At 61.3% G+C, this 24,731-nt stretch carries 23 protein-coding genes; 13 read left to right on the top strand and 10 right to left on the bottom strand.

The window, feature by feature from the left end; translation table 11 throughout:
- Nucleotides 1-55: 55 nt before the first annotated feature.
- A complete protein-coding gene (locus tag AC1Q6D_RS21780) occupies nucleotides 56-784 on the bottom strand; it encodes a methyl-accepting chemotaxis protein (RefSeq protein WP_371919886.1) in 729 nt (242 codons plus the stop codon).
- 1,268 nt (nucleotides 785-2,052) lie between these two features.
- The gene (gcbA, locus tag AC1Q6D_RS21775; RefSeq protein WP_103403262.1) at nucleotides 2,053-3,723 is read right to left on the bottom strand and encodes a diguanylate cyclase GcbA; all 1,671 of its coding nucleotides are present in this window, start codon (nucleotides 3,721-3,723) and stop codon (nucleotides 2,053-2,055) included.
- A gap of 516 nt (nucleotides 3,724-4,239) precedes the next feature.
- On the opposite strand from gcbA, the gene AC1Q6D_RS21770 reads away from it, so the two are divergent.
- The 6 genes from AC1Q6D_RS21770 to AC1Q6D_RS21745 all read left to right on the top strand — a co-directional run bounded on the left by AC1Q6D_RS21770 (nucleotide 4,240) and on the right by AC1Q6D_RS21745 (nucleotide 11,000).
- Nucleotides 4,240-5,307, top strand: coding sequence for a DUF2333 family protein (locus tag AC1Q6D_RS21770; RefSeq protein WP_103403261.1), 1,068 nt, complete (start codon nucleotides 4,240-4,242; stop codon nucleotides 5,305-5,307).
- 3 nt (nucleotides 5,308-5,310) lie between these two features.
- Nucleotides 5,311-5,868, top strand: a complete 558-nt coding sequence (locus AC1Q6D_RS21765) for an NUDIX hydrolase (protein WP_047536994.1) — start codon at nucleotides 5,311-5,313, stop codon at nucleotides 5,866-5,868.
- A 279-nt stretch (nucleotides 5,869-6,147) separates the two neighbouring features.
- Entirely contained in the window at nucleotides 6,148-6,519 is a 372-nt protein-coding gene (locus tag AC1Q6D_RS21760) for a translation initiation factor Sui1 (RefSeq protein WP_103403260.1), read from the top strand.
- 218 nt (nucleotides 6,520-6,737) lie between these two features.
- On the top strand, nucleotides 6,738-8,651 hold the full coding sequence (speA, locus tag AC1Q6D_RS21755; protein ID WP_047536999.1) for an arginine decarboxylase: 1,914 nt from the start codon (nucleotides 6,738-6,740) through the stop codon (nucleotides 8,649-8,651).
- A gap of 232 nt (nucleotides 8,652-8,883) precedes the next feature.
- Nucleotides 8,884-10,206, top strand: coding sequence for a type VI secretion system Vgr family protein (locus AC1Q6D_RS21750; RefSeq protein ID WP_103403259.1), 1,323 nt, complete (start codon nucleotides 8,884-8,886; stop codon nucleotides 10,204-10,206).
- Nucleotides 10,203-11,000 (top strand): DUF4123 domain-containing protein, encoded by a 798-nt coding sequence (locus AC1Q6D_RS21745; RefSeq protein WP_103403258.1) that lies wholly within the window; start codon nucleotides 10,203-10,205, stop codon nucleotides 10,998-11,000. Before AC1Q6D_RS21750 ends, AC1Q6D_RS21745 begins: the two co-directional genes overlap by 4 nt.
- Here the strand turns inward: AC1Q6D_RS21745 and AC1Q6D_RS21740 are convergent.
- Together AC1Q6D_RS21740 and AC1Q6D_RS21735 are read right to left on the bottom strand one after the other, a co-directional pair.
- Entirely contained in the window at nucleotides 10,991-12,340 is a 1,350-nt protein-coding gene (locus AC1Q6D_RS21740) for an MATE family efflux transporter (RefSeq protein WP_103403257.1), read from the bottom strand. The genes AC1Q6D_RS21745 and AC1Q6D_RS21740 overlap by 10 nt on opposite strands.
- Before the next feature lie 65 nt (nucleotides 12,341-12,405).
- Nucleotides 12,406-12,699 (bottom strand): hypothetical protein, encoded by a 294-nt coding sequence (locus AC1Q6D_RS21735; RefSeq protein WP_103403256.1) that lies wholly within the window; start codon nucleotides 12,697-12,699, stop codon nucleotides 12,406-12,408.
- 193 nt (nucleotides 12,700-12,892) lie between these two features.
- On the opposite strand from AC1Q6D_RS21735, the gene AC1Q6D_RS21730 reads away from it, so the two are divergent.
- The 5 genes from AC1Q6D_RS21730 to AC1Q6D_RS21710 all read left to right on the top strand — a co-directional run bounded on the left by AC1Q6D_RS21730 (nucleotide 12,893) and on the right by AC1Q6D_RS21710 (nucleotide 17,216).
- Nucleotides 12,893-13,195 (top strand): MazG-like family protein, encoded by a 303-nt coding sequence (locus AC1Q6D_RS21730; protein WP_047537017.1) that lies wholly within the window; start codon nucleotides 12,893-12,895, stop codon nucleotides 13,193-13,195.
- Complete coding sequence (locus tag AC1Q6D_RS21725; protein ID WP_103403255.1) at nucleotides 13,195-13,944, top strand: methyltransferase domain-containing protein; 750 nt, start codon at nucleotides 13,195-13,197, stop codon at nucleotides 13,942-13,944. The genes AC1Q6D_RS21730 and AC1Q6D_RS21725 overlap by 1 nt, the downstream gene beginning before the upstream one ends.
- A gap of 12 nt (nucleotides 13,945-13,956) precedes the next feature.
- Complete coding sequence (locus AC1Q6D_RS21720; protein WP_103403254.1) at nucleotides 13,957-14,574, top strand: DUF4136 domain-containing protein; 618 nt, start codon at nucleotides 13,957-13,959, stop codon at nucleotides 14,572-14,574.
- A 54-nt stretch (nucleotides 14,575-14,628) separates the two neighbouring features.
- Nucleotides 14,629-15,186 carry a DUF4136 domain-containing protein gene (locus tag AC1Q6D_RS21715; RefSeq protein ID WP_103403253.1) on the top strand — a complete coding sequence of 186 codons (558 nt, stop codon included), beginning with the start codon at nucleotides 14,629-14,631 and terminating at the stop codon, nucleotides 15,184-15,186.
- A gap of 107 nt (nucleotides 15,187-15,293) precedes the next feature.
- Complete coding sequence (locus AC1Q6D_RS21710; protein WP_103403252.1) at nucleotides 15,294-17,216, top strand: pilus assembly protein TadG-related protein; 1,923 nt, start codon at nucleotides 15,294-15,296, stop codon at nucleotides 17,214-17,216.
- Here AC1Q6D_RS21710 and AC1Q6D_RS21705 read toward each other — a convergent pair.
- Together AC1Q6D_RS21705 and AC1Q6D_RS21700 are read right to left on the bottom strand one after the other, a co-directional pair.
- Nucleotides 17,201-19,948 (bottom strand): PAS domain-containing protein, encoded by a 2,748-nt coding sequence (locus tag AC1Q6D_RS21705; protein ID WP_103403251.1) that lies wholly within the window; start codon nucleotides 19,946-19,948, stop codon nucleotides 17,201-17,203. The two genes, AC1Q6D_RS21710 and AC1Q6D_RS21705, sit on opposite strands and share 16 nt — an antisense overlap.
- On the bottom strand, nucleotides 19,945-20,385 hold the full coding sequence (locus AC1Q6D_RS21700; RefSeq protein ID WP_047537036.1) for a TadE/TadG family type IV pilus assembly protein: 441 nt from the start codon (nucleotides 20,383-20,385) through the stop codon (nucleotides 19,945-19,947). The genes AC1Q6D_RS21705 and AC1Q6D_RS21700 overlap by 4 nt, the downstream gene beginning before the upstream one ends.
- A 74-nt stretch (nucleotides 20,386-20,459) precedes the next feature.
- On the opposite strand from AC1Q6D_RS21700, the gene AC1Q6D_RS21695 reads away from it, so the two are divergent.
- Nucleotides 20,460-20,969: a prepilin peptidase gene (locus AC1Q6D_RS21695; protein WP_103403250.1), complete on the top strand. Its 510-nt coding sequence runs from the start codon at nucleotides 20,460-20,462 to the stop codon at nucleotides 20,967-20,969.
- Between the two features lie 62 nt (nucleotides 20,970-21,031).
- On the top strand, nucleotides 21,032-21,823 hold the full coding sequence (locus AC1Q6D_RS21690; RefSeq protein WP_103403249.1) for a response regulator transcription factor: 792 nt from the start codon (nucleotides 21,032-21,034) through the stop codon (nucleotides 21,821-21,823).
- Between the two features lie 121 nt (nucleotides 21,824-21,944).
- Here the strand turns inward: AC1Q6D_RS21690 and AC1Q6D_RS21685 are convergent, their stop codons facing one another.
- Genes AC1Q6D_RS21685 through AC1Q6D_RS21670 form a run of 4 tightly spaced genes read right to left on the bottom strand, consistent with a single transcriptional unit; the run spans nucleotide 21,945 to nucleotide 24,728 of the window.
- Nucleotides 21,945-22,220, bottom strand: coding sequence for a DUF3613 domain-containing protein (locus tag AC1Q6D_RS21685; RefSeq protein ID WP_103403248.1), 276 nt, complete (start codon nucleotides 22,218-22,220; stop codon nucleotides 21,945-21,947).
- A 12-nt stretch (nucleotides 22,221-22,232) separates the two neighbouring features.
- Nucleotides 22,233-22,946, bottom strand: a complete 714-nt coding sequence (locus tag AC1Q6D_RS21680; protein WP_103403247.1) for a tetratricopeptide repeat protein — start codon at nucleotides 22,944-22,946, stop codon at nucleotides 22,233-22,235.
- 10 nt (nucleotides 22,947-22,956) lie between these two features.
- Nucleotides 22,957-23,835: a type II secretion system F family protein gene (locus tag AC1Q6D_RS21675; RefSeq protein ID WP_371919883.1), complete on the bottom strand. Its 879-nt coding sequence runs from the start codon at nucleotides 23,833-23,835 to the stop codon at nucleotides 22,957-22,959.
- An 8-nt stretch (nucleotides 23,836-23,843) separates the two neighbouring features.
- Nucleotides 23,844-24,728, bottom strand: a complete 885-nt coding sequence (locus AC1Q6D_RS21670) for a type II secretion system F family protein (RefSeq protein WP_103403245.1) — start codon at nucleotides 24,726-24,728, stop codon at nucleotides 23,844-23,846.
- Between the last annotated feature and the right edge of the window lie 3 nt (nucleotides 24,729-24,731).

The following is a 24,731-nucleotide window of genomic DNA, read 5'->3' as shown; positions in this document are numbered from 1 at the left end:
CATTGTGTACTGCCAAGAATCCAGTGGGAGCGGGCTTGCCCGCGATAGCAATTCGTCAGACGCGGAACGCCTGAACGGCCGTATGCAGTTGCCCGCCCAACACCAGCAGGTTTTCCCCTTGCTCTCGCCCTTCGCCAATGCGCAGCAAGTTATCCCCACCCAGTTGGTGAATCCGCTCGCTGTGATCGCGTATCTCGCTGACAGCGCCACTCTGCTGGGCGGTGACATCGGCAATGCGCACGGCTGTCTCGGAAATGGTTTGGATCGCTCCGACGATTTTATCCAGCGCACCGTCGGCCGCCTGAGCCTGATTGGCGGTGGCTTCGGCGTGTTCGACCTGGGCGCGCATGCCTTCGACCGATTGCCGCGCGGCAGTTTGCAGGCCGGCGATCAGGGTCTGGATTTCGCCCGTGGCGCCGGCGGTGCGTTGTGCCAGGGAGCGCACTTCTTCGGCCACTACGGCAAAGCCGCGCCCCATTTCCCCCGCGCGAGCGGCTTCGATGGCCGCGTTCAGGGCCAACAGGTTGGTCTGGTCGGCAATCGAACGGATCACGGTCAACACACCGCCGATGGTGGCCGACTCCTCGGCCAGGTGTTCGATCATCTGCGCATTGCCTTGCACTTCACCCACCAGCGCATGCAGGCCGGTGAGGCTCAGGCCGATGACTTGCTGCCCGTGCGCGACGGCCTGGCCAGCGTGGCGGCTGGCATCGGCAGCCTGACTGGCATCGCCGGCCACTTGTTGAATGGTCGCTTCCAGTTCGCTGAGCGAATCACGGATCATGGCCGTGTCACCGGCCTGATGTTCGGCGCCGCTGTGCAGGTCATTGCTCAACTCTGCCAGGGTTCGGCTGCTGCCGGCGACCTGCTCGGCGTTGAGGCGGATGGTGCCCACCAGATCCACCAGATAGGCGCGCAGGCGATTGAGCGAGGCTTCGATGTCTTGCAGTTCGCGGTTGGTTTTGCCCAATTGAATGTCGCGACTGAAATCGCCTTCGGCCCAGGTGGACAGGGCCGGAGCGAGGTTGGTCAGGGTTCGGGCCAGCTTGCGTTGCAGGGTGTCGATGAGCAGGGCGATCAGCAAAATCAGGCCGATCATCACGCCTTGCATCAATCGCACTTCGCTCTGGATCTGTCCGTGTTGGGCGCGTACCACGGGCTCAAGACCGGCGATCGCTTGCTGTACGGCGGTGATTTTCAGGTGGGTCGCGGCACTGAGGTCGGCGCGTTTCTGGATCTGCTCGCGGGTACGCGCCAGTTCCGCCGGGTAGCGGGTGAGGAGGCTGTTCAGTTCACGCTTGAGGCCGACGCCGGCATCTTCCGCAACGGCTTTTTCAGTGTTTTCCAGCCCCATCATGGCGGCGAAATCATCCGTATTCGATTCAGCGCTGACGGCCACGCCCAGCAGTGGCAGGGCATCCAGCTGCTCAGCCTGGGCACGGATGTTGGCGACTTCGCGCTCGACATCGGCAGCCAGTTCGCTGCGGCCGCTGCTGACCAGTTTGTCGCGGGCCAGGGAAAGTTTGCCCAGGTGCTGGGCGGCGGCGAGCAATGGTGTCAGGTAAGCCGCGTTGCCACTGGCGTACTGGCTGAGTTGGTCAAGGCTGGCGCCGAGTTCCCGTTCGGCTTGCAGCAACAGGGCTTGCGGGTCTCCCGCGAGTTTGCCGGCGGCGAGCAGGTCGGTTTTGCTGAATTCGTCCAGGGTCGACAGGCTGGGGCGCAAGGTTTCGGCCAGGGCCGGCGGCAATTCGCCGAGTTCGTTCTGTAAACCATCGATCGCCTGGCTGGCGCTGCTCAAGCGCAGGGCATCGCCGCTGGCGAGATAGTCTTCGACGTTGCGCGCGACTTCATTTTGAAACCGCTGGGACAGGCCGAGGTATCGCTCCATCAACAGATAGGGGCGTTCGAGGGCCTTTTGCGACCACCAGAGTGTCGCGCCAAGGGCTACGCAGACGGCAACTAAAAGAAGGGTATTGAGATTGGTCAGCAGCTTAAGGCGCATCGTGTCTACCAACGGCAGATTGATAAGCGCCTGAATTTATTGCGTTTCTGTTACAGGGTTATGACTGATGGAGTGATTTGCGATGAAAAAGTGGCACTTTGCTTTGACGTCCTGGCCGCCTGTACGCGATTGCGCCCGGCGTCTTTGGCCCGATAGAGCGCCTCGTCCGCCTGGCTGGCCATCAACAGGCTGTCCGAGTGTTCGCACAACTCGACCACCCCGGCACTGAAGGTGCACCAAAGATCGTGGGGTTGAGCGGGGTAATGAATTTCGGCAAACCGCTGACGTATTTCATCGAGTACCCGGTAGGCCGCCTCAAGGTCTGTGTCGGGCATGACGATGGCGAACTCTTCACCGCCGTAACGGCCGATAAAGTCGGTCTTGCGCAGTCGTTGCTTGAGAAACAGGGCCAGGCTCTTGATCACGCGGTCGCCCATGGGGTGGCCGTGGCTGTCATTGACCCGTTTGAAGTGGTCGATGTCGAGCATCGCAAAGCTCAGCGGCTTGTTCTCGCGGCGGGCGCGGAACGAGCAGTCTTCGAGCAATTGCAGAATGTGGGTGTGGTTGTACAACCCGGTGAGGCTGTCGCGGACCATCCGTGCCTTGAGGTTGCGTGCCCGTGCCGCGCGGTTGCGCACGGTGGTGATCAGGTGCCGAGGCTTGATCGGCTTGGTCAGGAAGTCGTCGCCCCCTTCGCTCATGGCGTCGAGTTGCTTGTCCAGATCGTCTTCGGCCGACAGGTAAATGATTGGCACGCTGACGTAACGGTCGTTGTGGCGAATCACCTTGGCCAGTTCCGTACCGGTGCACGCCGGCATGTACATATCGAGGATGATCAGGTCCGGTTGAAAGTCCGCCAGCTCGGCCATGGCCTGGATCGGCTCGATCAAGGTCCGGGTGACGATCCCTGCGCTATTAAGGAGGCGTTCGGTGTGCAGCGCCTGGGCGCGGGAATCGTCGATGATCAGCACTTTATAAGGTTCGTACTGGGCGACGCAGGTCAGGACTTCGATTTTCTCCAGCAGGCTCGAGGCTTCGAGGGTACCGGTGAGAAACTCCTGGCCACCGGCTCGCACCGCGGCCAGGCGAGTCGGGGTGTCGGTTTCGTGCAGGCTGAAGAACAACAGCGGCAAACGATGATCGAGGCCTTCCTGGGCTTCGGCGGCCAGTTTCAGGCCGATGCCGGGGCCGCTGAAATCCACGTCCATGACAATCGCCGCCGGCAGGCGCTCAACCATTGAGGAACGAAACGCCGCCACGCTGTCCAGGGACTGGGCGCTGAGGCCAAAGAACTCAAGCTGTTTGGCCAGACGTTCGGCACGGTCATGATCCTGCAGCATCACGTAGATCGGCTTGCGCAGGGGCGGCAGGAAGGTTTGGTCGAGCTGATCGCCATGACGCAGGCCGGTACGCGACAAGCGTTGCATCAAGCGATTGAGGTCGGTGATCAGGCCGCTGCTCAGTCGTCCGCGATTGGCGTCGACAGCTTCCAGCGACTGGCTGATATGGCGGGCCAGTTGCGTGTGTTCCGGTTGCTCGAAACGTTCGGCGAAACGCAGCAGGCGCAGATTGGCCTCGCTCAGTTCCGACAGGTCATTGGTCGACCACTCGCTGCGCTGCAGGCGCTGCCATATCTCAAGAATCTGACGTGCTTGATGAATTACCCGCTGGGCAAAGTGATGCTTGAGGCGCTCGCGGCTGGGGTCTTCTGGCTCGGTCATATCCTGACTACTAGTTAGGGTGCACGCTGAGGGTCGACTGGTGGCTCTATGCTAGCACCTCTTTTCGATTGTATGAGTGTTGTAAGTCAATAATCTGTAAAGCACCTTCATTCAGTTTGTGACTGTTCGGTCTTTAATTGAATGGCTGTTCTTTGGAGGGCCTTTTAGATCGGGGGCTTTCAGGGTTTTTCTGGTTTGGCAGGGTGCCGATTCTGGTGGTTTTCCAGCCTTGCCCGGCAACGATTCGCGGCGTTTTGACGGGACGGATTGACGACGATTTTCGTTTTTCGCAGGTAGGGGAATCCCCTACAAGCTTTCTGTCAGGCCCTGAGCCGTCGTCGCAAAAAACAACCGATCAATACCGGCCCTGATAGTCAGCCGCCGGCAACCCCGGTTTTTTTCGCGAACGAGGCGACTAATTTTCAGCATCAACCCAACGGCGGGTGCCGGGCCAAGGCACGTTGTTGTATGGTTGTGGTCGAACCGATGAACCCAAGTGATTGAAAGGATATCGCCATGCTGGACTGGAAGAACCGCGCCGGTAGCGCGCCTGAACGTGCCGCTGAACCGAAGTCGGCTACCCGCAGTTATCTGGGCGGCCTGTTGTTCAGTCGGGCGCTTCTCACGCTGCTAGTGATCTACCTGGTGGTAACGAGCATTCTGGGCTGGTACTGGAGCCAGGAGCCATCGCTGTTTCCGGTGCAGCAGAATGCCCAAATGGCGGCCGAGAAAGAAGGCAAGCAGATGGTGGTCGGCTATACCACGGTCGAAACCCTCAAGACCGTCGCCGGTACATTGCTGAACAAGCCAGGCGGCTACATTTCCAACGACCGTTTCCCGCCGGGCCTGTGGATGGACAACATGCCGAGCTGGGAATATGGCGTGCTGGTCCAGGTGCGTGATCTGAGTCGTGCGATGCGCAAGGACTTCGCCCGTTCGCAATCGCAGTCCACTGAAGACGCCGATCTGGCCAAGGCCGAGCCGCGTTTCAACTTCGACAATAAGAGCTGGGTGTTGCCGTCCAGTGAGTCCGAGTATCAGGAAGGCATCAATTCCCTGAGTCGCTATCAGGCGCGCCTGTCTGATCCGAACCAGAAGACGGCCCTGTTCTATGCCCGTGCCGACAACCTGAACAACTGGCTGGGTGATGTCGGGACTCGCCTGGGGTCGCTGTCGCAACGCCTGTCGGCCAGCGTCGGCCGAGTCAAGCTCAACACGGCGTTGAAAACCGAAGTCGTGGCACCGGGTGTGGCGCCGCAGGTTGACGAAGAAATCGTCGAAACCCCGTGGATGCAGATCGACAACGTATTCTATGAAGCCCGTGGTCAGGCCTGGGCCCTGTCGCACTTGCTGCGCGCTATCGAGGTCGATTTCGCCGATGTGCTGGCGAAGAAGAACGCCACGGTCAGCGTGCGCCAGATCATCCGTGAACTGGAAGCTTCGCAGGAACCGGTATGGAGCCCGATGATCCTCAATGGCAGCGGCTTCGGTGTGCTGGCCAACCACTCGCTGGTCATGGCCAACTACATCTCCCGCGCCAATGCGGCGGTGATCGATTTGCGTCAACTGCTGAATCAGGGCTGAGTCATGGTCGATAGTGCCAAGGAGGCTGCCCACCGGGCAGCTTCGGATGCTGAACAGATCGCCTGGGTCGACGAGCAGGACAACCCGCTCGGAGCCCTGGTGCGTGCCGATCTGCGCGAGCGCGGGCTGATCGGGCGGGGCACCTACATCATGCTGTTCAATTCCGCCGGTGAGCTTTGCGTGCACCGTCGAACCCTGAGCAAAGCGATTTATCCCGGATATTGGGACGTGGCGGCGGGCGGCATGGTGCTGGCCGACGAAAGTTATGCCGAGTCGGCGGCCCGCGAGCTGGAAGAAGAGCTTGGCGTGAGCGGTGTGGAATTGACCGCCCATGACCATTTTTTCTTCGAAGACACCGGCAACCGGCTCTGGTGCTCAGCGTTTTCGGCGGTGTGGGACGGTCCGTTGGTCCTGCAACCGGAGGAGGTGCTTGAGGCGCGTTTTCTGCCAATCGACGAAGTGCTTCGGGAAATCGACGAAAAGCCTTATTGCCCGGACTCATTGGCCGCGCTGAAACGCTATCTCAGGGCCCGCGGCGGCGACGTCGCAAAAGAGCTGTAAATTGGCGCCGATTGGCTCTTAGCAATCGGCGTTTTTGCCGTTACACTGCGCGACCTTTTGTAGGAGCGAGCCTGCTCGCGAAAAACGCAAGGACGACGCGTGCTGCCGAGTGCCGCGCGTTATCGTTGATGTCCATCGCTGCGATGCGGCGACCCGACAAGCCAGCTCCTGCAGTGATGTACTGTTTCACTAGCGCTGCCCCTGCCTGAGTGGGGTTTCGCGGTCGATAGCCTTTCCCAAGTGCTGCGACCAGTCTTTGTCCTCCCAAGAGGATTGCCGGTGGCCAAAAAAGCCGCATCCTTCGCCGCCCTCGGTGGCCTGGTATTTTCCACCGACGCAGGTCGTCATTGCCCGGATTGCAGTAAACCGGTGGACGCCTGTATCTGCAAACAGACCGTTATTCCGGCCGGCGACGGCATCGCTCGCGTGCGTCGCGAAAGCAAGGGCCGTGGCGGCAAGACGGTGACGACCATCACCGGCGTGCCGCTGGCTGAAGACGCGCTCAAGGAGCTGGCCACGACGTTGAAAAAACGTTGTGGCACCGGTGGGGCGTTGAAAGACGGGATCATTGAAATCCAGGGCGACCATGTCGAGCTACTCTTGGCCGAGTTGACCAAACACGGTTTCAAAGCGAAGAAATCCGGCGGCTAGCAGCCTCTGTGAAAACCACCCGTGGCTTGACCCGGTCCTGATGAACGTCAGGTCTGGCGTCGTCATCATGGTTTTCACAGAGCCTGTTCATGACCGGTTTCTAAACTCACTGCCGTCGACGGGGTCTACCCCTCGTTGACGAACCGTCATTTTCATTCTTTAGACTGCGCCGGCCTGAATCCAGGCGACGCACTATGACTTCTTTATAGGGGACTTCGATGTCCGTACGACGCACACGCAAAGACGATGGCAGCCAATGGACAGTTGCGGACAGCCGCAGTGTTTACGGGATTCGCCATTGGGGGGCCGGGTATTTCGCGATCAACGACGCCGGTCGCGTCGAAGTTCGTCCGAACGGCCCGAGCAGCGCGCCGATCGACCTGTTCGAGCAAGTCGACCAGTTGCGTAAAAGCGGCTTGTCCTTGCCGCTGCTGGTCCGTTTCCCGGACATTCTGCAAGACCGCGTGCGTCAGTTGACCGGTGCGTTCGACGCCAACATCGAACGCCTGGAATACCAAAGCAAATACACCGCGTTGTACCCGATCAAGGTCAACCAGCAGGAAGCGGTGATCGAAAACATCATCGCTACCCAGAACGTCTCCATCGGCCTGGAAGCCGGCTCCAAGCCTGAACTGCTGGCGGTACTGGCACTGGCGCCGAAGGGCGGCACCATCGTCTGCAACGGCTACAAGGACCGTGAGTTCATCCGTCTGGCGCTGATGGGCCAGAAACTCGGCCACAACGTGTTCATCGTGATCGAGAAAGAGTCCGAAGTCGGCCTGGTGATCGAAGAAGCGGCGTCGCTCAAGGTCAAGCCCCAGGTCGGTCTGCGCGTGCGTTTGTCCTCCCTGGCGTCGAGCAAGTGGGCGGACACCGGTGGTGAGAAATCCAAGTTTGGTCTGTCGGCGGCGCAGTTGCTGTCGGTGGTCGAGCGTTTCCGTGCTGCCGGCCTGGATCAAGGCATTCGCCTGCTGCACTTCCATATGGGGTCGCAGATCGCCAACCTGGCGGACTACCAGCACGGTTTCAAGGAGGCGATTCGCTACTACGGCGAACTGCGCAACCTCGGCCTGCCGGTGGATCACATCGACGTCGGCGGCGGCCTGGGCGTCGACTACGACGGTACGCACTCGCGTAACGCCAGTTCGATCAACTACGACATGGACGATTACGCGGGTGTCGTGGTCGGCATGCTCAAGGAGTTCTGCGACGCGCAGAGCCTGCCGCACCCGAACATTTTCTCCGAGAGCGGCCGTTCCCTGACGGCGCACCACGCCATGCTGGTGGTGCAGGTCACCGACGTCGAGAAACACAACGACGACGTGCCGCAGATCGAGAACAAGGAAGCGCTGCCGGAAACCGTGCAGTGGCTGGTGGACCTGCTCGGCCCGACCGATATCGAAATGGTCACCGAAACCTACTGGCGCGCCACGCACTACATGAGCGATGTGGCCTCCCAGTATGCCGACGGCAAGCTGACCCTGGCGGAAAAAGCCCTGGCCGAGCAATGCTACTTCGCCGTGTGCCGTCGCCTGCACAACTCGTTGAAGGCGCGCCAGCGCTCCCACCGCCAGGTGCTCGACGAACTCAATGACAAGCTGGCCGACAAGTACATCTGCAACTTCTCGGTATTCCAGAGCCTGCCGGACACCTGGGCCATCGGCCAGGTTTTGCCGATCCTGCCGCTGCACCGCCTCGACGAGGAGCCGCTGCGTCGCGCCGTGCTGCAGGACCTGACTTGTGACTCGGACGGAAAGATCAAGCAGTACGTCGACGAGCAGAGCATCGAAACCAGTCTGCCGGTGCACGCGCTGAAGGACGGTGAAGACTACCTGCTGGGCATCTTCCTGGTCGGCGCCTATCAGGAAATTCTCGGCGACATGCACAACCTGTTCGGTGACACCGACTCGGTGAACATCTATCAGAACGCCGACGGCAGCGTGTATCACGCGGGTATCGAAACCCACGACACCATCGAAGACATGCTGCGTTACGTGCACCTGTCGCCAGAAGAACTGATGACCCACTACCGCGACAAGTGCGCCAGTGCCCGCATCAGTGCCAGCGAGCGCACCCAGTTCCTCGATGCCCTGCGTCTGGGCCTGACCCGTTCGTCTTACCTGTCTTCTTGAGGTAAGCCCCGCTCTCATCAGGTTGTCTGAAAATTTACCGTACGCTGCGGAAACTTCAGATGACCTGGTGCGACACCTCTCTTTCTCTAAGCGAAACGACCTACGTCCTCGCCCATCCAGGCCATTTAGTCCTCTTTTCGCGTAGGTCATTTCCTAAGTTGTACTTCGCCTCTCTACTCGGCCATGTCTCTCGGCGAGAATCCCCGACCGCCCCTCCTGTAGAGAATCGCCGATGTTCGATCCAGTCAACGAACCCGCATTTCGTCTGGACGTAGCTGGTCTGTCCGACACCTTCGAGGTCCTGGCCTTTACCGGTAGAGAATCCATCAGCGAGCCATTCGTGTTTGACATTGAGTTGCTGATCGATGACCTGAGTCTTGACCTCTCCAGCCTGTTGTACCGTTCGGCCTCCCTGCATTTCGGGCCACCGGGAAACCGTGTGCACGGACAGCTGCATGAGCTGGTCCAGCGCGACCACGGGCCGTTGGCCAGGCTCTGTCATGTTCGTCTGGGCCCTCGGTTGGCTTGCCTTTCCCAGCGTTCCAGCCAACGCATCTTCAGTGCCCGCTCGGTGCCGCAAATCCTCGATCAGGTGCTCAAGGAGCACGGCATCGTCGGTCCGAACCGGCGCTTCGAACTGGGCGGTGATTACCCGCCTCATGATTTCTGTACGCAGTACCGGGAATCGGATCTGCAATTCGTTCAGCGCCTGTGTGCCCAGGAACGGCTGCACTACCACTTCGAACATCGGCCGAGAGGACACTGCGTGGTGTTTTCCGATGGTCGGGGCTGTTTTTCTCGTGGCGAAAGGGCGTTGTTCAACAGCGATGGCGAACAACCGGCGGTGCGTCGTTTCGAGGTTCGGCAATGCGCGCAGAGTGCGGTGCAGCGCGCGCAATGTCACACGGATCTGCCAACACTGCGCAGCGGGCAGATGATGCCGCTCGCCGAACATCCAGTGGCCGAGTGGAATCGATCGTGGTTGCTGACCCATGTCGAGCATCAGGGCCGTCAGGACCCGGACGTTCCCTACAGCAACCAGGTGCGTGCGATGCGTTGGGAGGTGTCGTTCAAGTCGCCTCATTCTGCACGCAAACCGGTCATGCACAGCCTGCAACGGGCCTGGATTGTTGACGTCGATGAGCCCCGGCCCGATCCGTCCAGGCCTGTGGCGGTGCAATTTGACTGGCTTTATCAAGGCGAGGGAGCAGCGCCCAGTCATTGTTGGCTGCCGATATCACCGGAGCTGGAAGCGGCAAACGTCGCTCGTTTGAGTGAAGGCACGGAAGTGGTGGTGAGTTTCATCGAAGGCGATCCGGATCAACCATTGATTATCGGCGTTCTTAACCCGATGCAGATGCCCGAAGCGGTCGATACACCCGGTTCGCTCTCTATTGACGACGATCCGCCCGAAGGTATTCAGGGCTGGTTGTGCTCTGGAGAGCCCTTGTTGTTGCTGTGCCTGCTTCCCGGGGGCGGCAGTTTCAATCATTGTGAACAGGCTTTTTGTGCCTGTCGGGCGGCGTTGCGGCTTGGCCAGAGTGGTGCGGCATGATCGCCGTCGAGATGCCCGAATCGACCCCGCTCTGGTTTTTGCTGGATACACCGGGTGTGCCACAAGCGGGCGCCGCCCTGCCGCACCGGTTTGCGCATGCGCGGTGGTTCTGGCTGTTCGAAGGCACGGAGTGGCATGCGCTGCGCGAGCAAGGTCCGGCCCTGATCGATCTGCGGAGCTGTCCGATTCTGGCCCGGGCGTGCCAGCGCGATGCGCGGTACTGGCGTGGCCTGCTGTTGATCAGCGAGACATCGGCATCGGCCTTGCTGGCGCACTTGCGGCGCATGCTCACGGTCGGTTTCGGCGCGCATCACCGCGCCTTGCTGAGTTACTACAACCCTTGCACCGCCAGTTACTTCTTCGATGCCTGCGACGCCAGGGAGCTGAGTCGCTGGCTGGGGCCGATCAGCCAGTTGCGCTGGTTCGGTGGCACCTGGGCGGACCGGGCCAACGGCAGCCAGGGCTGGCAACGGCTGCTCAATCCGGGGCTTGCCGTCAGCCCGCTGGCGATCGAAGAAGCACTCAGCCCCCATCAGAAGGCAAGGCTGCAAACCTGCCTGCTGGAGCACCACACCTGGCAATGGTTCAAATCCACCGGCACCGATTACCGCACGCTGTGGTCCCATCTCCAGGAAGGGCTGACATTGGGGTTCAGCGAGCGCGCGGTGCTCGATGGCTGGTTATGGCTACGCTTGCAGCACCCGGAGGCTGTGCCCGATCTGCCGCTGCCGGGCGCTACCCAGAAAGAGCGCCTCGATTTCCTGCGCAACCGTTGGCAGAACCCTCAACCCTGAATCTGCACGAACCAGCCATCGTTGCGCCGCAGACGCCAGGCAATCGCGCCCAGGGTCAGGCTGCGCAACACCATGAACAACAGGAAGGTTATCCACAGGCCATGGTTGCCGAAACCTCGCAACGCCCAACCGAACGGCACCAGCAACGCCACCGTCAGCAGCATGCCGTTGCGCATTTCCCGGGCGCGGGTCGCGCCGATGAACAGGCCATCGAGCAGGTAGCTCCAGACCGCGATCAACGGCAGCGCCGCGAGATAGGGCAGATAGATGAACGCGGTGTCGCGCACACTTTGAATATCGGTCTGCATCTCGATGAACAGATGCCCGGCAAACAGGAACAACGCGGCAAAACCGAGACTCGCCAGCAGCGACCAGCCGCAGGCCACCACCAATGAGCGGCGCAGGGCCTTGCGGTCACGAGCCCCGATGGCATGGCCGCAAAGGGCTTCGACGGCATGGGCCAGACCATCCAGTGCATGGGCGGTCAGCAGCAGGCCGTTGAGCAACAGGGCGTTGGCGGCGACGGTGGCATCCCCCAGTCGTGCACCTTGCACCGTGATCAGAAAAAACACCGATTGCAGGGCCAGGCTGCGGATGAAGATATCGCGATTGACCGCCAGCAGAGGTCGCCAGCTCTGCCACAGCGCCAGTGCGGCCCAGGCGATGTGGCCAGGGTAGGCGCGCAGGGCCTGGCGGGTCATCAGCAGGCCGATCAGGGCGCCGGTCCACTCGGCGATGACTGATGCACGGGCGGCACCCACCACGCCCCATTCCAGGCCGAGGACAAACCAGAGATTCAGCGCAATGTTGACCAGGTTGGTGCTCAGCAGAATCACCAATGGCGCGCGGGCGTTCTGCGTGCCGAGAAACCAGCCGACCAGTGCATAACTGGCCAGCGCCGCTGGCAGGCCGAAGAGCCGCGTGTGGAAGAACTCGCGGGTCATTTGGTCCAGTTCCGCCGACGGCTGCATGAAATGCAGGGCGACGCCACTCAACGGCACACCCAGCGCACCCAACACCACGGCCAGTCCCATGGCCAACAGCAACCCTTGCAATAAAATCTGTCGCAGCGCCGCGCCATCGCCACGGCCGGCCGCCTGGGCAGCGAATCCGGTGGAGCCCATGCGCAGAAACCCCATGGCCCAGGCGAGAAAGGTATACAGGCTGGCCCCGACCGCGACGGCACCGAGTTGATGGGCGTGGGGCAGGTGGCCGATGACGGTGCTGTCGACCAGCGCCACCAGGGGAACGGAAATGTTCGAGAGGATCATCGGCGCAGCCAGCGCCCAGACCCGGCGATGGGTCGGGCGGTCGCGCCAGTCGGCAATCAGGTTGGACATGCAGGCTCCTTGAGGAGCGGGCATTGTAGCGGCACATTTTGGATTTGCCGCGCTCCTACAGGGTGTCAGTGAACCACCCAGCTCAACAACCAGAGGCCCAGCATCAACCAGATGATTCCCATGATGAATGAGGCGTTCATGAACGCGCGGATCGCCGACCACAACACCACCAATCCCAGGATCAGCGTGGCAATGCTGATGATCGACGTGTCCATGCCCAGGGCGCGGGACAAGCCTTCGACAAAATTGCTGCTGGCGCGGCTCATCATCTGGAACAACCCGCTGAGGCCATCAACGATGAAACGGATGACGGAACCGAGGGCCTGGCCGAGCCATTCGAAAAAACCTTCTACCTGCATGGAATGAGCGTCCTGATAATGAAAGGCGGGGTTGCCGGACTTAAGCCTTGGGCTGTCGATTGCAGCGCCGGGTTCCCCACAAGCATAGAGGGTTGTCTTGCCGCTGTGGGAACGATCCGGTGACCACGACTCACCTCTGCCGCTTGCCTTCATCCGCCATCCCCCCGAAGCTATACGCCTTCAGGAGAGCCCGATGAACCTTGTTGAACTGACCGAACGCCTGCACGCCATCCGTGACCGCAATGACTGGCGGCAATTTCACAGCCCGAAAAACCTGGCCATGGCCGCGAGCGTCGAAATGTCCGAGCTGGTGGAAATTTTCCAGTGGCTGACCGAAGACCAGTCGCGCCAGTTGCCGGCGGACCAACTGGCCCATGCCGGGCAGGAAGTCGGCGACATCGTCCTCTATCTATTGCTGTTGTGCAGCGAGTTGGGTCTGGACATGAATGAAGTGGTGCGCAGCAAGCTGGCGGACAGCGAACGGAGGTTCAGCTGATGAGCGATCGTCATTTCGACCAGTTGGCGACCCGCTTCGCCGAAAAAATCTACGGCGGCGCCAAAGGTGCGATCCGGCTGGCAGTGCTGCAGGCGGATCTGGCCGAAACCTTGCCGGAACGCCCGCTGCGCGTACTGGACATTGGCGCAGGCCTCGGCCACATGTCGCTGTGGCTGGCACAACGCGGCCACCAGGTGACGCTGGCCGAGCCCGCCGAACCCATGCTCGAAGGCGCCCGCCAGCGTTTCGCCGAGGCCGGGCAAGCGGCAACGTTCATTCAGGCGCCCTGGCAGGATCTGCTCGGCCAACTCAACGAACCTTACGATCTGGTGCTCTGTCATGCGGTGCTGGAGTGGCTGGCCGAACCCCATGCGATCCTGCCGGTGCTGCATCAACTGACCAAGGCAGACGGCTGGCTCTCCCTGGCCTTTTATAACCGTGATGCGTTGATCTACCGCAACTTGCTCAAGGGCCATTTCCGCAAGATGCGCAAGAACGACATGGCGGGCGAGAAGCAAAGCCTGACCCCGCAACAGCCCCTTGATCCACGGGAGTTGGCGGCGCAACTTGAAGGTCTGTGGCAAGTCGAAACCCAGAGCGGCGTGCGGGTTTTTCACGATTATATGCCGGTGGAATTCCAGGCCCGCGCCGAGCTGGTGGACTTGCTGGAAATGGAACTGGCCCATCGTCGTCACCCAAGCTTTGCCGGGCTTGGGCGTTATTTGCACTGGATTTGTCGGCCGGTCTGATCGGAGTATGAAATGAGCAGTCGTTCAGGGTTGTTAGTTCTGTGTCTGGGGTTGGCGGCTTGTCAGGGCAGCAATCCCTATGTGGCAACCTCCAACCCTTTGCCACCGGCGCCGCCTCAGGCAGCCAACACCTTCGATCGCAGCGCTTACCCGGCTGCGCCACGTGATTACGGTCGCTACCGCAGTTGGGCCTGGCTCAATGGGCAACTGCCGCCGGGCAGCGCATGGGCCGACTCGGCGCAGGTCGCCGAAGCGGTCAGCAATGCCCTCGATCAGCGCGGCTTGCGCCCGCTGCATGACAATCGCCCGGCGGACCTGTTTGTCAGCGCCAACCTGCGCCTGGAAACCCGCCTGCGCCAGGTCCAGGATGACTATGGCTATTACGGCGGCGGCTACTACGGCGGTCACGGCGGTTATGGCAACGGCGTTGGCATGTACAACACGGTGCCGATCGTCCGCACTTATCAGGAACAGGTCGTGGTGGTGCAGGTCGATATGTTCGACGCACAAAGCGGTCAGCCGGTCTGGAGCTCCAGCGCCGAAACCCTGCGCAAGGGCACGCAGATGGAACAGGCCGATGCGATTCGGGAGGCTGTGGAAAAGGCAATGTCGGCGTATCCTCCGAGTTAGCTTCTGTCGTTATGGAGCGTTTCGCAGGTTCATGCCTTCTACCGGAGAATCATCATGTTCCGCCGTTTCGTTTTACTGGCAGTGGCCGCGCTGCTCAGTGCCTGCGCCGCCAACCAGGTCAATCATGACTTCGACGCCAGCCGCGATTTCTCCGCCTATCGCAGCTGGAGCTGGAAAGAGCCCGCCCTGCAATATCGCCCCGACGACCCACGGATCAAGAGTGACCTGACCGAACAGCGCGTGCGCCAGTCGGTGGCCGATCAACTGGATCAGCGTGGCCTGCGCCCGGCTGCCGCAGGTGCCAAGGGCGATTTGAATGTGCAGACCTACCTGATTGTCGAGGAGCGCCAGCAGCAGATCAGCACCAACTATGGCGGCGGTTGGGGTAATCCCTGGAACGGCTATTGGGGCGCGCCGATGTACAACGAAACCCGCGTGGTTCCCTACAAGGTCGCCACTCTCCAGATCGATCTGCTCGATGGCAAGGACGGCAAACTGGTGTGGCGCGGCAGTGACGAGCAGATACTCAGCCGCACACCGAACCCTTCGGACCGCAGCGACGCGATACGCGAAACGGTCACCCGGATACTGTCCAACTATCCCCCACGATAAATACAACACGGCACTGGCGAGTTGCCAGCAGTCTTGCCACGCCTTGTCTACACTGCTTCACACCAACGGAGGTCGCGCTCGGCAGTGCGCCGGCAAAGGAGTGCTCGATGTCTCCCTGCTTGCAGTTTCGCGGTCCGGCCCGGCAACGGGGGGCGATTGGTTTGATGGCTGCCGGTACGCTGGCGCTGGCGCTGGGTTTCATGCTGTTGGTGATCGATAGCGGCAGGCTTTACCTGGAGCAGCGCAAACTGCAGCGCGTAGCAGACACCGCCGCACTGGAGGCGGTGACCCGCGATGGCAACTGCTTGTCCGGGGCGAGTGCCACCGCTTACGCCACCCAAAGCGCTACCCGTAACGGTTTTACCGTCAACGCCGACAACACGCTGACCGTCAGTTGCGGCACCTTGCAGATCGGCGCCGATCACTTGCGCGCCTTCAGCGCCGACCCGAAGAAGTCCGCTGCCGTTCAAGTCATCGCCACCCGCACGGTGGCCACCAGCGTCGCGGCCGGTATCGGCGCGTTGCTCTCCGGTGGGCCGGCCAGCCTCACGACCCGGCTCAGCGCCACGGCCGTCGCCGCCGAACCCAAGATCTCACTGGCGCAATTGAGCATCCGCAGCACCCTGTTGGGCGTCGATAGCTCACAATCCAGCCTCTTGAATCCGCTGTTCTCGACGCTGCTGGGGGGTAATGTCAACCTGACCGTTGGCGGCTGGGATGGCTTGGTCAAGACCGATATCAACCTGCTCAAATTCATGGACCAACTCGCCATCGAACTGGGCGTGTCGGCCGGCAACTACACCACACTGTTGAACACGCAAGGCAACGTCACCCAGTTCATCAAGGCTGCGGCCACCGTGGTGAACCTCAACGGCGCCACGGCGGCCGTCACCACCGCGTTGGCCAACTTGCAGGTAGCGGCCACCAGCGCTTCGCCCATCAAACTGGGTGATTTGCTTCAGCTGCAAACCGGAACGCAGGCGGCAGGGCTGGACGCTACGGTGCAGTTGTTTCAATTGATTCAGGGGTTCGTTCAACTGGCCAACAAGAACAGCGCGGTGACTGCTGTGTTGCCAGTCAATGTATTGGGACTGGCGGGCGTGACCACCCGCATCAAGGTCATTCAACCGCCGCAATTCTCGGCGGTCGGCGACCCGGCGCTGGCGAAAGCAGCGCCGCTGGGCGTGAACAGAATCTACGTGCGCACTGCGCAGGTTCGCATCCTGGTGTCGGTGGACCTGTCGGTGATCAATGCCGTGCTGCAGTTGGTCAACTCGCTGTTGAGCCCGGTGGTGGGGCTGGTCAACACACTGCTGGCGCCCGGTTGTCTCCTGGGCAATTGCACCCAGACCGACCTGCAGATACTGCCCAATGGGCTCAACCTCGATCTGGGCATTGAAGCCGGCACGGGCAGCAGTTACGTCACGGACTATTCCTGCGCCAGCCCGACCAACAAAAGCCTCACCGCCACCACCAACATTTCCGCAGTGCAGGTCAAGGTCGGCCAGATCGACGACGCCATCTGGCTATCGTCGTCGCCGGCTCAAAGCCTGTCGCCGCTGACGCTGGTCGATATCGGTTCGAAAACCTGCAATCTCTCAGGGTGTGGCGCACGAACCCCTTTCGGCGGTGGCGGCAGCGAAATCATGATCGACAGCCCGGTCGCCGGCACCACCGAGCCCAATTACACCTTTGCCAACCCCCATGAGATCAATGTGTCTGCGGACCCGACGCACCCGGTGATGGTGTCGGGTGTGGTCGGCAGTCTGAAGGGCACGCTCGGCGGGATCACGCTGATTCAACACACGCCCACCATTGGCAGTCTGTTGGGCAGTTTGTTGAGTACGTTGCTGTCGACGCTGTCCAACGTCGTCGCGCTGTTGGCATCGGCCATCAGTGGCCTGTTGGCGCCGCTGGTCGACCCGATCGTGAACAGCCTGCTGATGAACCTGGGGATCGACATCAACAAAGTTGACGTCGGCTTCAACCTGACCTGCGGCGAGAAAGGCAAAGCCTACCTGGTGATCTGATCCTCCTGCACAACCGGCAACTCGATACAAAACCGCGCACCCTCGGTGGAGTTGCGCACGCTCAGTTTGCCCCCCATGTTTTCGACGATGCCGTAGCTCACCGACAGGCCGAGCCCGGTGCCGATCCCGACCGGTTTGGTGGTGAAGAACGGTTCGAAAATCCGTTCCAGCAGTCGCGGGTCGATGCCGCCGCCGTTGTCCTCGACCCACAGGCGCACCGACTGCGGGTCACGTTCGGCGTACACCGCGATCCACGGTTTGAATTCGGGGTGGGTTTCACGCTTGCTCAGCAATGCATCCCGGGCGTTGACCATCAGGTTGATCAATACTTGTTCAAGCTGATCGACGTAACCGCGAACTTGCACCTCGAACCCGGTTTCGCTGATGCGCAGTTCCACCCCTTTGCCACGCATGCCTTCGGCCAATAACGACAGCGTGCCTTCGATGGCCTGGGCCGGATTGAACGGTTGTTGCTCGATCTCCGAGCGGCGGCCGAACACCCGCATGTGATCGACTACCCGCGCGGCGCGCTGTACCTGCGCATCGATGCGATTGAGCTTGTCGGTCAGGTAATCGACCTGCACGTCACCGTTGCCCAGGCGCTTGAGCACATTGATGATCGCCATGCGCATCACGTTCAGAGGCTGGTTGATTTCGTGGGCCAGGCCGGTGGCCATTTCGCCGAGGGTGGCCATTTTTGCGCTTTGGGTCAGTTGCTGCTGGGAACGCCGGACTTCAGTGTTGTCGCGGCCCACGGCCTGAATCTCCAGCAACTGGCCCTGCTCATCGAACACCCCGCGATCCGACCAGACCCACCAGGCGTGTTCCCGTCCCGGCAATTGCAGGTTGATTTCCGCGGTGCTGACCGGGAACTCCGGGCTCAGACGGGTCAGGCGCTGGAGGAAGGATTCGCGCTGTTGCGCCGACATCCAGTTGCCCAGGTTCAGCCCTGGCAGTTGCTCGGGCGTGCACTCAAGATACGCCGCCAGTGGCCGGTTGCCGAAGGTCAGGGACAGGTCGGGGCGGTATCGGCAGATCATCGCCGGAGAGTCTTCCACCAGAATCCGATAGCGCTCTTCGCTTTGCTTGACCTGTTCGGCCGCCACGGTCGCTTCGGTGACATCCAGCCACAGGCCCACGGCTTCCACCGGCAGACCCAGGTCGTCGCGCAGCAGCTTGGCCTCGTCGAGCAACCAATGGTAATCGCCACGACTGTCCCGCAGTCGATAGCGGGCGCGCACCGAGCCTTCACGCAGCAGTTGCCGGGTACGCTCGAAATAACGATCACGGTCTTCGGGGTGGACCCGTTCAACCAACGCAGTCGTGGCGCAATCGGCGAGCGTCCAGCCGAGCAGCGGCAGCAGGCTGTCGCTGAAGAACGTCGGTTGCAGCGCGCCTTCCCCATAACGCTGCACGTAAATCACCGCGGGCGAACTGGCGATCAGATTGTCCAGGCGTGCGTGTGCGGCGGCGGCGTGTTGTTCCTGGTTTTTGATGTCGCTGATGTCGAGCATGAAACCCACCAGGCGCCGATGGCGGCCGACACCCAGGGCCTGGCCTTGCAAGCGATACCAGCTCGGCGGCAGCGCGGCGTCGGGGCGATAGAAACGCACGCACAGCATCAAAGGCGTGCCTTCGTCCAGCAGGTCTTGCAAGCGACTGCGCAGTTCTTCGCGGTCAGCGGGATGCACCTGATCGAGCCAGTCGTTCAGCGGTAAACGCCCGCTGGCAAGGTTCAGGGTGCTGGCCAGCGAGGGCGCCAGTTGCACCTCGGCCCTGTCGCTGAACACTTCCCACCAGCCGGCGCCCAGCAAAGCCTGCAGCGATTCCAGGCGCTCCATTTGCAGGTGATGCCGTTGCTCACGGGAGCGTTCCAACAAGGGACCGGCGAGCGCTGAGGCAAACTGCAGCCAATCGCGCTCGCTGACATCGGGCGCCCGTTGTTGCACCGGATAGCAACCACACAGCAACCAGGCCGCCACGCCTTGAGCATCGTGATAAGGCACGACGAACCCCTCGGCATTGCCAAAGATGACTTGCAGACGGGGGTGTTCGACAGGGTTCAGGTGCTGCGGTGCGGAGCCGTTCAGGCTGTCCAGGCCGGTCCCCAGCCGTTGTCCGGTGTGCCACAGTTGTGGCGCATCGAAGCCTGCAAAGTGCTGGTGAATCTGCCAGCCCTGTTCTTGCTCGTCGAGCAATGCCAGGGCGATGCAGGGGATGTGAAAGCGTTGGGCCAGGCATTGCAATTGATCGGTGAGCATTTCCGGCAAGCGCGTCAGGCTGCACAGGCGCAATTGCTCGCCGATCTGCACCGCGAGCAATCGGCATTGTTCGCTCACCCGCGATTGCCGGCGCTCGAGTAGCAGGTCGCCGATGTCCAGCAACTGCAGCAGCCAGGCATCGGCCAAAGGCTGGACCCAGCCGCGCAGGTGCAGGGTTTGACCACTGAGTGTGCAGAAGTCCAGGTCCAGGGCCTGGCCCTGCCAATCGGCGGGAGAGCCTTCGACGACGAGGCCGCAATGCGGGAGCAAAAAGTCGAGCAGATGCGGGGCCCGGGCGTCGGGTACCTGCTGGGCCAGCACGTGTCGCAGCGGTCCGGTCAGGTGCAGCACGCGACCTTCGGTGTCCAGATGCATCTGTAAACCGACACCGGGCATGCTCGGCGCTTGCAGGGCCTCCAGAGGCGGATGGCGGTTGAGCAAGCGCCCGAAGAGTTTATCCCCGGCACTCAAAATTGCAGGCTCGAACTGGCGGTGAGGGTCGCGGGCAGATCAGGCACTTGACCTATTCCCGGCAGGTTCAGAAACGGAATGACTGCATTCAATTTACTGGTGGGGTAGTTGATGCTCACCTTCAGGACTCCGCCGACATAGGTGGTGGTGGCGTCAGTGGCAACGTTGAAGTTCAGACCCGCAGGAATCCACGCCAGTTGCCGGGTCAGTTCCTGCGTGGCGGTGGACTTCAACTGGGCTTCGTAACCGGGAGTATTCGGGTCCAGTGCCACGCTCCGGCGCACGGCTTCGGCCGTCGACTGGTTGAACGACTGCATCAGCAGCAGCGGCAGGCTGTACGTGACAATCGCGTAAAACACGCCGAAAAAAATGACGAAGACCAAGGCGAACTCAATCGCTGCGGCACCTTTTTGCTTGCGCGGGAAGCTGGTTTTCATGAGTGCGTCTACCCTGACATCACTAGGTAATGTCAGCATAGAATCATTCAGCCAAAACGGACGTTTTTTACCGGATGCAGAGCTTTGTCCTACTGATCTGGCTGGCGCTATGCGCAGCGCAGGATGCCCGGGAGCGGCACATCGCCAATGGCTTGACCCTTGGCGCAGGGGCATTGGCCCTGGCATGGATGCTGTGGAGCGGAACCACCTGGGTAGGAGCACCCGCAGAGCAGGGCGGCTGGGCAGCCCTGTTGGCGCTGGCATTCACCCTGCCCGGTTATGCGTTACGACGCCTGGGCGCGGGGGATGTGAAACTCATGACCGCCCTGGGTCTGGCGACCGATGGTCGGCATGTGCTGGGCGTGTTCATCGGTGCCGGATTGGCCAGTGTGTGCTGGCTGCTGCTGGCGCCAAGCGTCTGGCTCCATATCGGTCAAAGGCTTAGAGGACGCCTTCGCTATCTGCAGCCTGGAATGTCAAAGAAACAACCCTTCGCGCCGTTTTTGCTCGTGGGCTTGTTGCTGACATTGGCTGTGTTTCGTTTTTTTACAGAGTCGGAAAGTGCGACTACTTTCATTCAGTAGTTGTACAGCCCTGAGCTGTGAGTGGAAGTACGGTCAGCCTTTGACCTGGCAGGGAGTTGCACGTGAGCAAGCGTACCTCGGCAGTAAAAGTCCTTGTGGTCGACGATCAGCCATTCATCGTTGAAGAACTCTGCGAATTTCTTGAGAGCCGCGGCTACCGTTCCGTTGCCTGCGGGTCCAGCCATCAAGCCATTGAGCGGTTTAACGAAGACCCTGATATCGGCCTGGTGCTCTGTGATTTGCACATGCCGGGTCTGGACGGCATTCAACTGGTTCTGGAGCTGCAACGGCTGTCGGGCAAACACCGCGCGTTCGAGGCGATCATGCTGACCGGGCATGCGGACAAGCAGGATGTGATCAAGGCATTGCGTGCCGGTTTTGCCGATTACTACCAAAAGCCGATTGATCTGACGGAGCTGCTCGAAGGCTTGCAGCGGCAGGAACTGGTCTTGCAGGAACGGCACAAGGCGCTGCAACTGGGGCACCTGGATCAGAAGCTGCAGTACCTGTCCGAGTCGATCGAGGACCTGTATCAGGACCTGGACAAGGTTCGCCGGACTCCGCTTTCGTCGGGTTCGGGGGAGTCGGGCGATGAGGCCGTCAGCGAAGCGGATCGGGTAGAGATCCCGGCGATTTTCAATCAGTTGTCGCCCCGGCAACTGGATGTGGCGCGGCTGGTGGGCAAGGGGCTGACCAATTATCAGATTGCCTGTGAGTTGGGGATCACCGAGAACACGGTGAAGCTGTATGTGTCCCAGGTGCTGCGCTTGACCCATATGCATAATCGGACGCAGTTGGCGTTGGCGCTTTCGCCGAGCGGTTCCGGGTTGCGGCAGCGGGTGACCGCGCACTGAATAGCCCATCGGTTTTTTGGATGGTGTACCTATCCGTTTGCGCGGTAATGGCGACTTATGGCTTCGCCCTTACGGCGACCCTACAGGTTTGCGTCCACCCCATGGCCGCAAACCACCAACGCTAATTCCCCGACCCACTGTCCACCTTACCGCCCGCATCCTGATCAAAGAACTGCGGGATCTCGTGCTGATAAGTCTTCAACCAGCGCTGCATCGTCAGTTCCCGTTCGGTTGCGGTAGCGGTTTGCAGTTTTTGCGAAGCGGCGTTCTTGCTGCTTTGCAATTGCAGCCAGCCTTCGGTTTCCTGTTGTTGTGGCGAGTTCGGGCCGGGGTCGATGGCGTGGCTGGTGAGGGGCAGGGCCAGCAGGCCGAGGCAGCAGAGGGTGGTCGGTTTCATCCTGGGTTCTCCCTACTGAAGGGCGGGTGCGGTGGCGACGGCGACTTGCGCGGCGACGGTCGGGGCGGACGTGGCTGGCGCCTTGAGTCTTTGCGCGCGGGCCTGGGCCTCGGTGACCTGGGCGGGGCTCAGGCCGAGACGGCTGACCAGTTCGGCGGCGCGGCTCCAGTCGTCCTGATAGATCAGCAGCGTCACCAGATTCAGTCCTGCCAAGGTGTTGTTTTGCTTGAGTTCAAGGGCGGTCAGGAATTCGAATCGGGCGTCTTCGACACGCAATTGATTGAGGTACACCACACCGAGGTCGTTGCGGATTTTTTCGTCGGTGGGCGCCAGGCGTGCCGCCCGTTGCAGGTGGGACTGGGCCTGGCCGTTGTCGCCCCGTGCGACAGCAAGTTGACCCAGGCCGTGTTCGGCCTCGGCCGCCTTGCAGCCGCCAAGCAGGCTGCGGTACAGCGGCTCGGCTTCGGTGCGGCCCAGCAGTCGATAGACCTTGGCCTTGCGCAAGCGCACATCGGCCAGGTTGTCCGGCAGGTTCTGCAGATTGGCCAGGCTGGCGTGCAGCTTGCCGTCATTGGCCATGTCGTCCGCAAGGTTCAGCGACAGCTGTTCTTCGGAACTCAACTTGCCGCAACGGGCGGAGTCGGTCAGGGCGTTCCAGGGTGTCTGGCCGTTGCTCGCGCAGCCGCCCAGCAACAGCAGACTCAAACCGGCAATCACTACTTTCATCACGATCCCTCTAAGAAGCAAAGGCCCGGGTCAGGGCGGTGAGGCCCGGGCCGGCCAGTACGATCAATAACGCCGGGAAGAGGAACAGCATCATCACGACGGACATTTTGGCGGACATCTTGGAAATGTATTCCTGCAGGCGCGTCAGGCGCCGGTCATCGAGCAACAGCTTGAGTGCCAGCAGCGACTTCATCGCACCGCCGCCCTGATGGATCAGCTGTTGCAGAATCACGCAGGTGTCGGTGAACTCATCCACCGCCAGCAAGCGGCTCGCCTTGTTCAGTTCATCGCCCAGTTCCAGGCCGGAATCGACCCGGGCCAACACCAGGCGCAGTTCATGGGTGAGCGTGGGCATCAGCTGTTTGCCGTCGTTGCTCAACACACGCAGCGATTGCTCCACGGCCATGCCTGATTCGAACAGGATGCGCAGCAACGGAATGAAGGTGGAAATCTCGATCGCCAGTTTTTTCTTCCGATGCTGCGCGGCCGCCGCCAGTAGGCGTTTGGGCAGCAGATAGCCCATGCCGGTGGCAAACGTCGGCGCGACCCAGCGATGGGTGACGTGCGCAAAAAACAGCTCTTGAATCAGCACACTCAGGGCCAGTGCCAGCACCGGCACGCCGACCTGGAACGCCGCATACAGGGCGCGTTTGCGCGCGGTGCGCCAGCCCAGGCAGTTGAGCAGTGTCTGGGTTTCGTTATCGAGTTTGACCGACTGCTGACCCAGCCGACTGGTGCCCAGGGCCAGCAGCCATTGACTCAAGCGGGGCTCGCTCGGCGCTTTGCCGTCCAGTCGTCGCACCACTTGCCGCGCACGCCGACGCAGTTCCAGCACGACGCTCAACAGCAGCAGCGATGCCAACAGAAACAGCAATGAGCTCAGCAACATGGACAGGTTCATAGGCTACGCAACATCCGCCACAGTGCCAGACAGCCGAACACCTGCAAGAGGAGGGCGCTCACCAGCATCCATTGCCCGGAGCCGTCGTTCCACATGCTGAGCAGGTACTTAGGATTGGAGATCAGAAAGTAGCCGGCGACGGTGACCGGCAGCAGGGCCAGGACCACCGCCGTGACGCGGGTTTCGCCGGTCATGGCGCTCAATTGACGAGCTGCTTGCTCGCGTTCGCGGATCAGCTTGATCAGGTTTTCCAGCAGCTCGCTGGCGTTGCCGCCATAGCGATGGTTGACCTTCAAGCCGAGTGCGAACAGGCGCAGTTCGTCTTTGTCGTACAGCTCGGCAAAGTCCGAGGCGGCGTCGGGCAGACTGACGCCCAACTGCACACTGCGTTGCACCCGGCCCAGGGCGTTTTTCAGCGGGTCTTCGGCAGCGTTGATGGCGCCCAGTACCGCATCGGCCAGGGTGCGTCCGGACTTCAGGCTGCGCACCGCATGGTCAAGCAGTGACGGCAATTGCTCGATCATGCGCTTGAGCCGGCGTTGATAACGCCAACCGATGTACAGGTGTAGAAACAGCGGCGGCAGCATCAACAGAATGAAAAGACCGGCCCAGCCGCCCGCCGCGACCCCGAGCAAAACCGCCAGCCCCCAAAGTGTCAGCCATAGCCCCAGGCGCTCCGTGGGCCGCCCGAGGCCTGCACGCAAAAAGGCGCGATCCAGTGCCACCCAGGACGATTTCTGCACCACCCGTTCGGGTTGTCCCTGGGTCAGGCGCTCCAGCACGCGCTGGGTGCCGGGCTGGCGCAACCCGCGGTAAAGCAGGCGGGCCGACAGGCCGAGCAAGGCCAGGCAAACGAGGATGAGCAGCAGCGATTTGAGCATGCT

It is taken from the genome of Pseudomonas sp. MT92 (assembly GCF_058792515.1).
The sequence above is the reverse complement of the archived record's forward strand: the minus strand, read 5'-3'. Positions and strand labels throughout refer to the sequence as shown.

Excerpts from the sequence above, each read along its gene's own strand:
- speA (WP_047536999.1), top strand. The coding sequence starts at position 6,738 with ATGTCCGTACGACGCACACGCAAAGACGATGGCAGCCAATGGACAGTT.
- AC1Q6D_RS21750 (WP_103403259.1), top strand. The coding sequence starts at position 8,884 with ATGTTCGATCCAGTCAACGAACCCGCATTTCGTCTGGACGTAGCTGGT.
- AC1Q6D_RS21745 (WP_103403258.1), top strand. The coding sequence starts at position 10,203 with ATGATCGCCGTCGAGATGCCCGAATCGACCCCGCTCTGGTTTTTGCTG.
- AC1Q6D_RS21720 (WP_103403254.1), top strand. The coding sequence starts at position 13,957 with ATGAGCAGTCGTTCAGGGTTGTTAGTTCTGTGTCTGGGGTTGGCGGCT.
- AC1Q6D_RS21730 (WP_047537017.1), top strand. The coding sequence starts at position 12,893 with ATGAACCTTGTTGAACTGACCGAACGCCTGCACGCCATCCGTGACCGC.
- AC1Q6D_RS21680 (WP_103403247.1), bottom strand. The coding sequence starts at position 22,946 with ATGAAAGTAGTGATTGCCGGTTTGAGTCTGCTGTTGCTGGGCGGCTGC.
- AC1Q6D_RS21770 (WP_103403261.1), top strand. The coding sequence starts at position 4,240 with ATGCTGGACTGGAAGAACCGCGCCGGTAGCGCGCCTGAACGTGCCGCT.
- AC1Q6D_RS21675 (WP_371919883.1), bottom strand. The coding sequence starts at position 23,835 with ATGTTGCTGAGCTCATTGCTGTTTCTGTTGGCATCGCTGCTGCTGTTG.
- AC1Q6D_RS21740 (WP_103403257.1), bottom strand. The coding sequence starts at position 12,340 with ATGTCCAACCTGATTGCCGACTGGCGCGACCGCCCGACCCATCGCCGG.
- AC1Q6D_RS21700 (WP_047537036.1), bottom strand. The coding sequence starts at position 20,385 with ATGAAAACCAGCTTCCCGCGCAAGCAAAAAGGTGCCGCAGCGATTGAG.
- AC1Q6D_RS21715 (WP_103403253.1), top strand. The coding sequence starts at position 14,629 with ATGTTCCGCCGTTTCGTTTTACTGGCAGTGGCCGCGCTGCTCAGTGCC.
- AC1Q6D_RS21725 (WP_103403255.1), top strand. The coding sequence starts at position 13,195 with ATGAGCGATCGTCATTTCGACCAGTTGGCGACCCGCTTCGCCGAAAAA.
- AC1Q6D_RS21735 (WP_103403256.1), bottom strand. The coding sequence starts at position 12,699 with ATGCAGGTAGAAGGTTTTTTCGAATGGCTCGGCCAGGCCCTCGGTTCC.
- AC1Q6D_RS21780 (WP_371919886.1), bottom strand. The coding sequence starts at position 784 with ATGATCCGTGATTCGCTCAGCGAACTGGAAGCGACCATTCAACAAGTG.
- gcbA (WP_103403262.1), bottom strand. The coding sequence starts at position 3,723 with ATGACCGAGCCAGAAGACCCCAGCCGCGAGCGCCTCAAGCATCACTTT.
- AC1Q6D_RS21685 (WP_103403248.1), bottom strand. The coding sequence starts at position 22,220 with ATGAAACCGACCACCCTCTGCTGCCTCGGCCTGCTGGCCCTGCCCCTC.
- AC1Q6D_RS21670 (WP_103403245.1), bottom strand. The coding sequence starts at position 24,728 with ATGCTCAAATCGCTGCTGCTCATCCTCGTTTGCCTGGCCTTGCTCGGC.
- AC1Q6D_RS21695 (WP_103403250.1), top strand. The coding sequence starts at position 20,460 with ATGCAGAGCTTTGTCCTACTGATCTGGCTGGCGCTATGCGCAGCGCAG.
- AC1Q6D_RS21765 (WP_047536994.1), top strand. The coding sequence starts at position 5,311 with ATGGTCGATAGTGCCAAGGAGGCTGCCCACCGGGCAGCTTCGGATGCT.
- AC1Q6D_RS21710 (WP_103403252.1), top strand. The coding sequence starts at position 15,294 with ATGTCTCCCTGCTTGCAGTTTCGCGGTCCGGCCCGGCAACGGGGGGCG.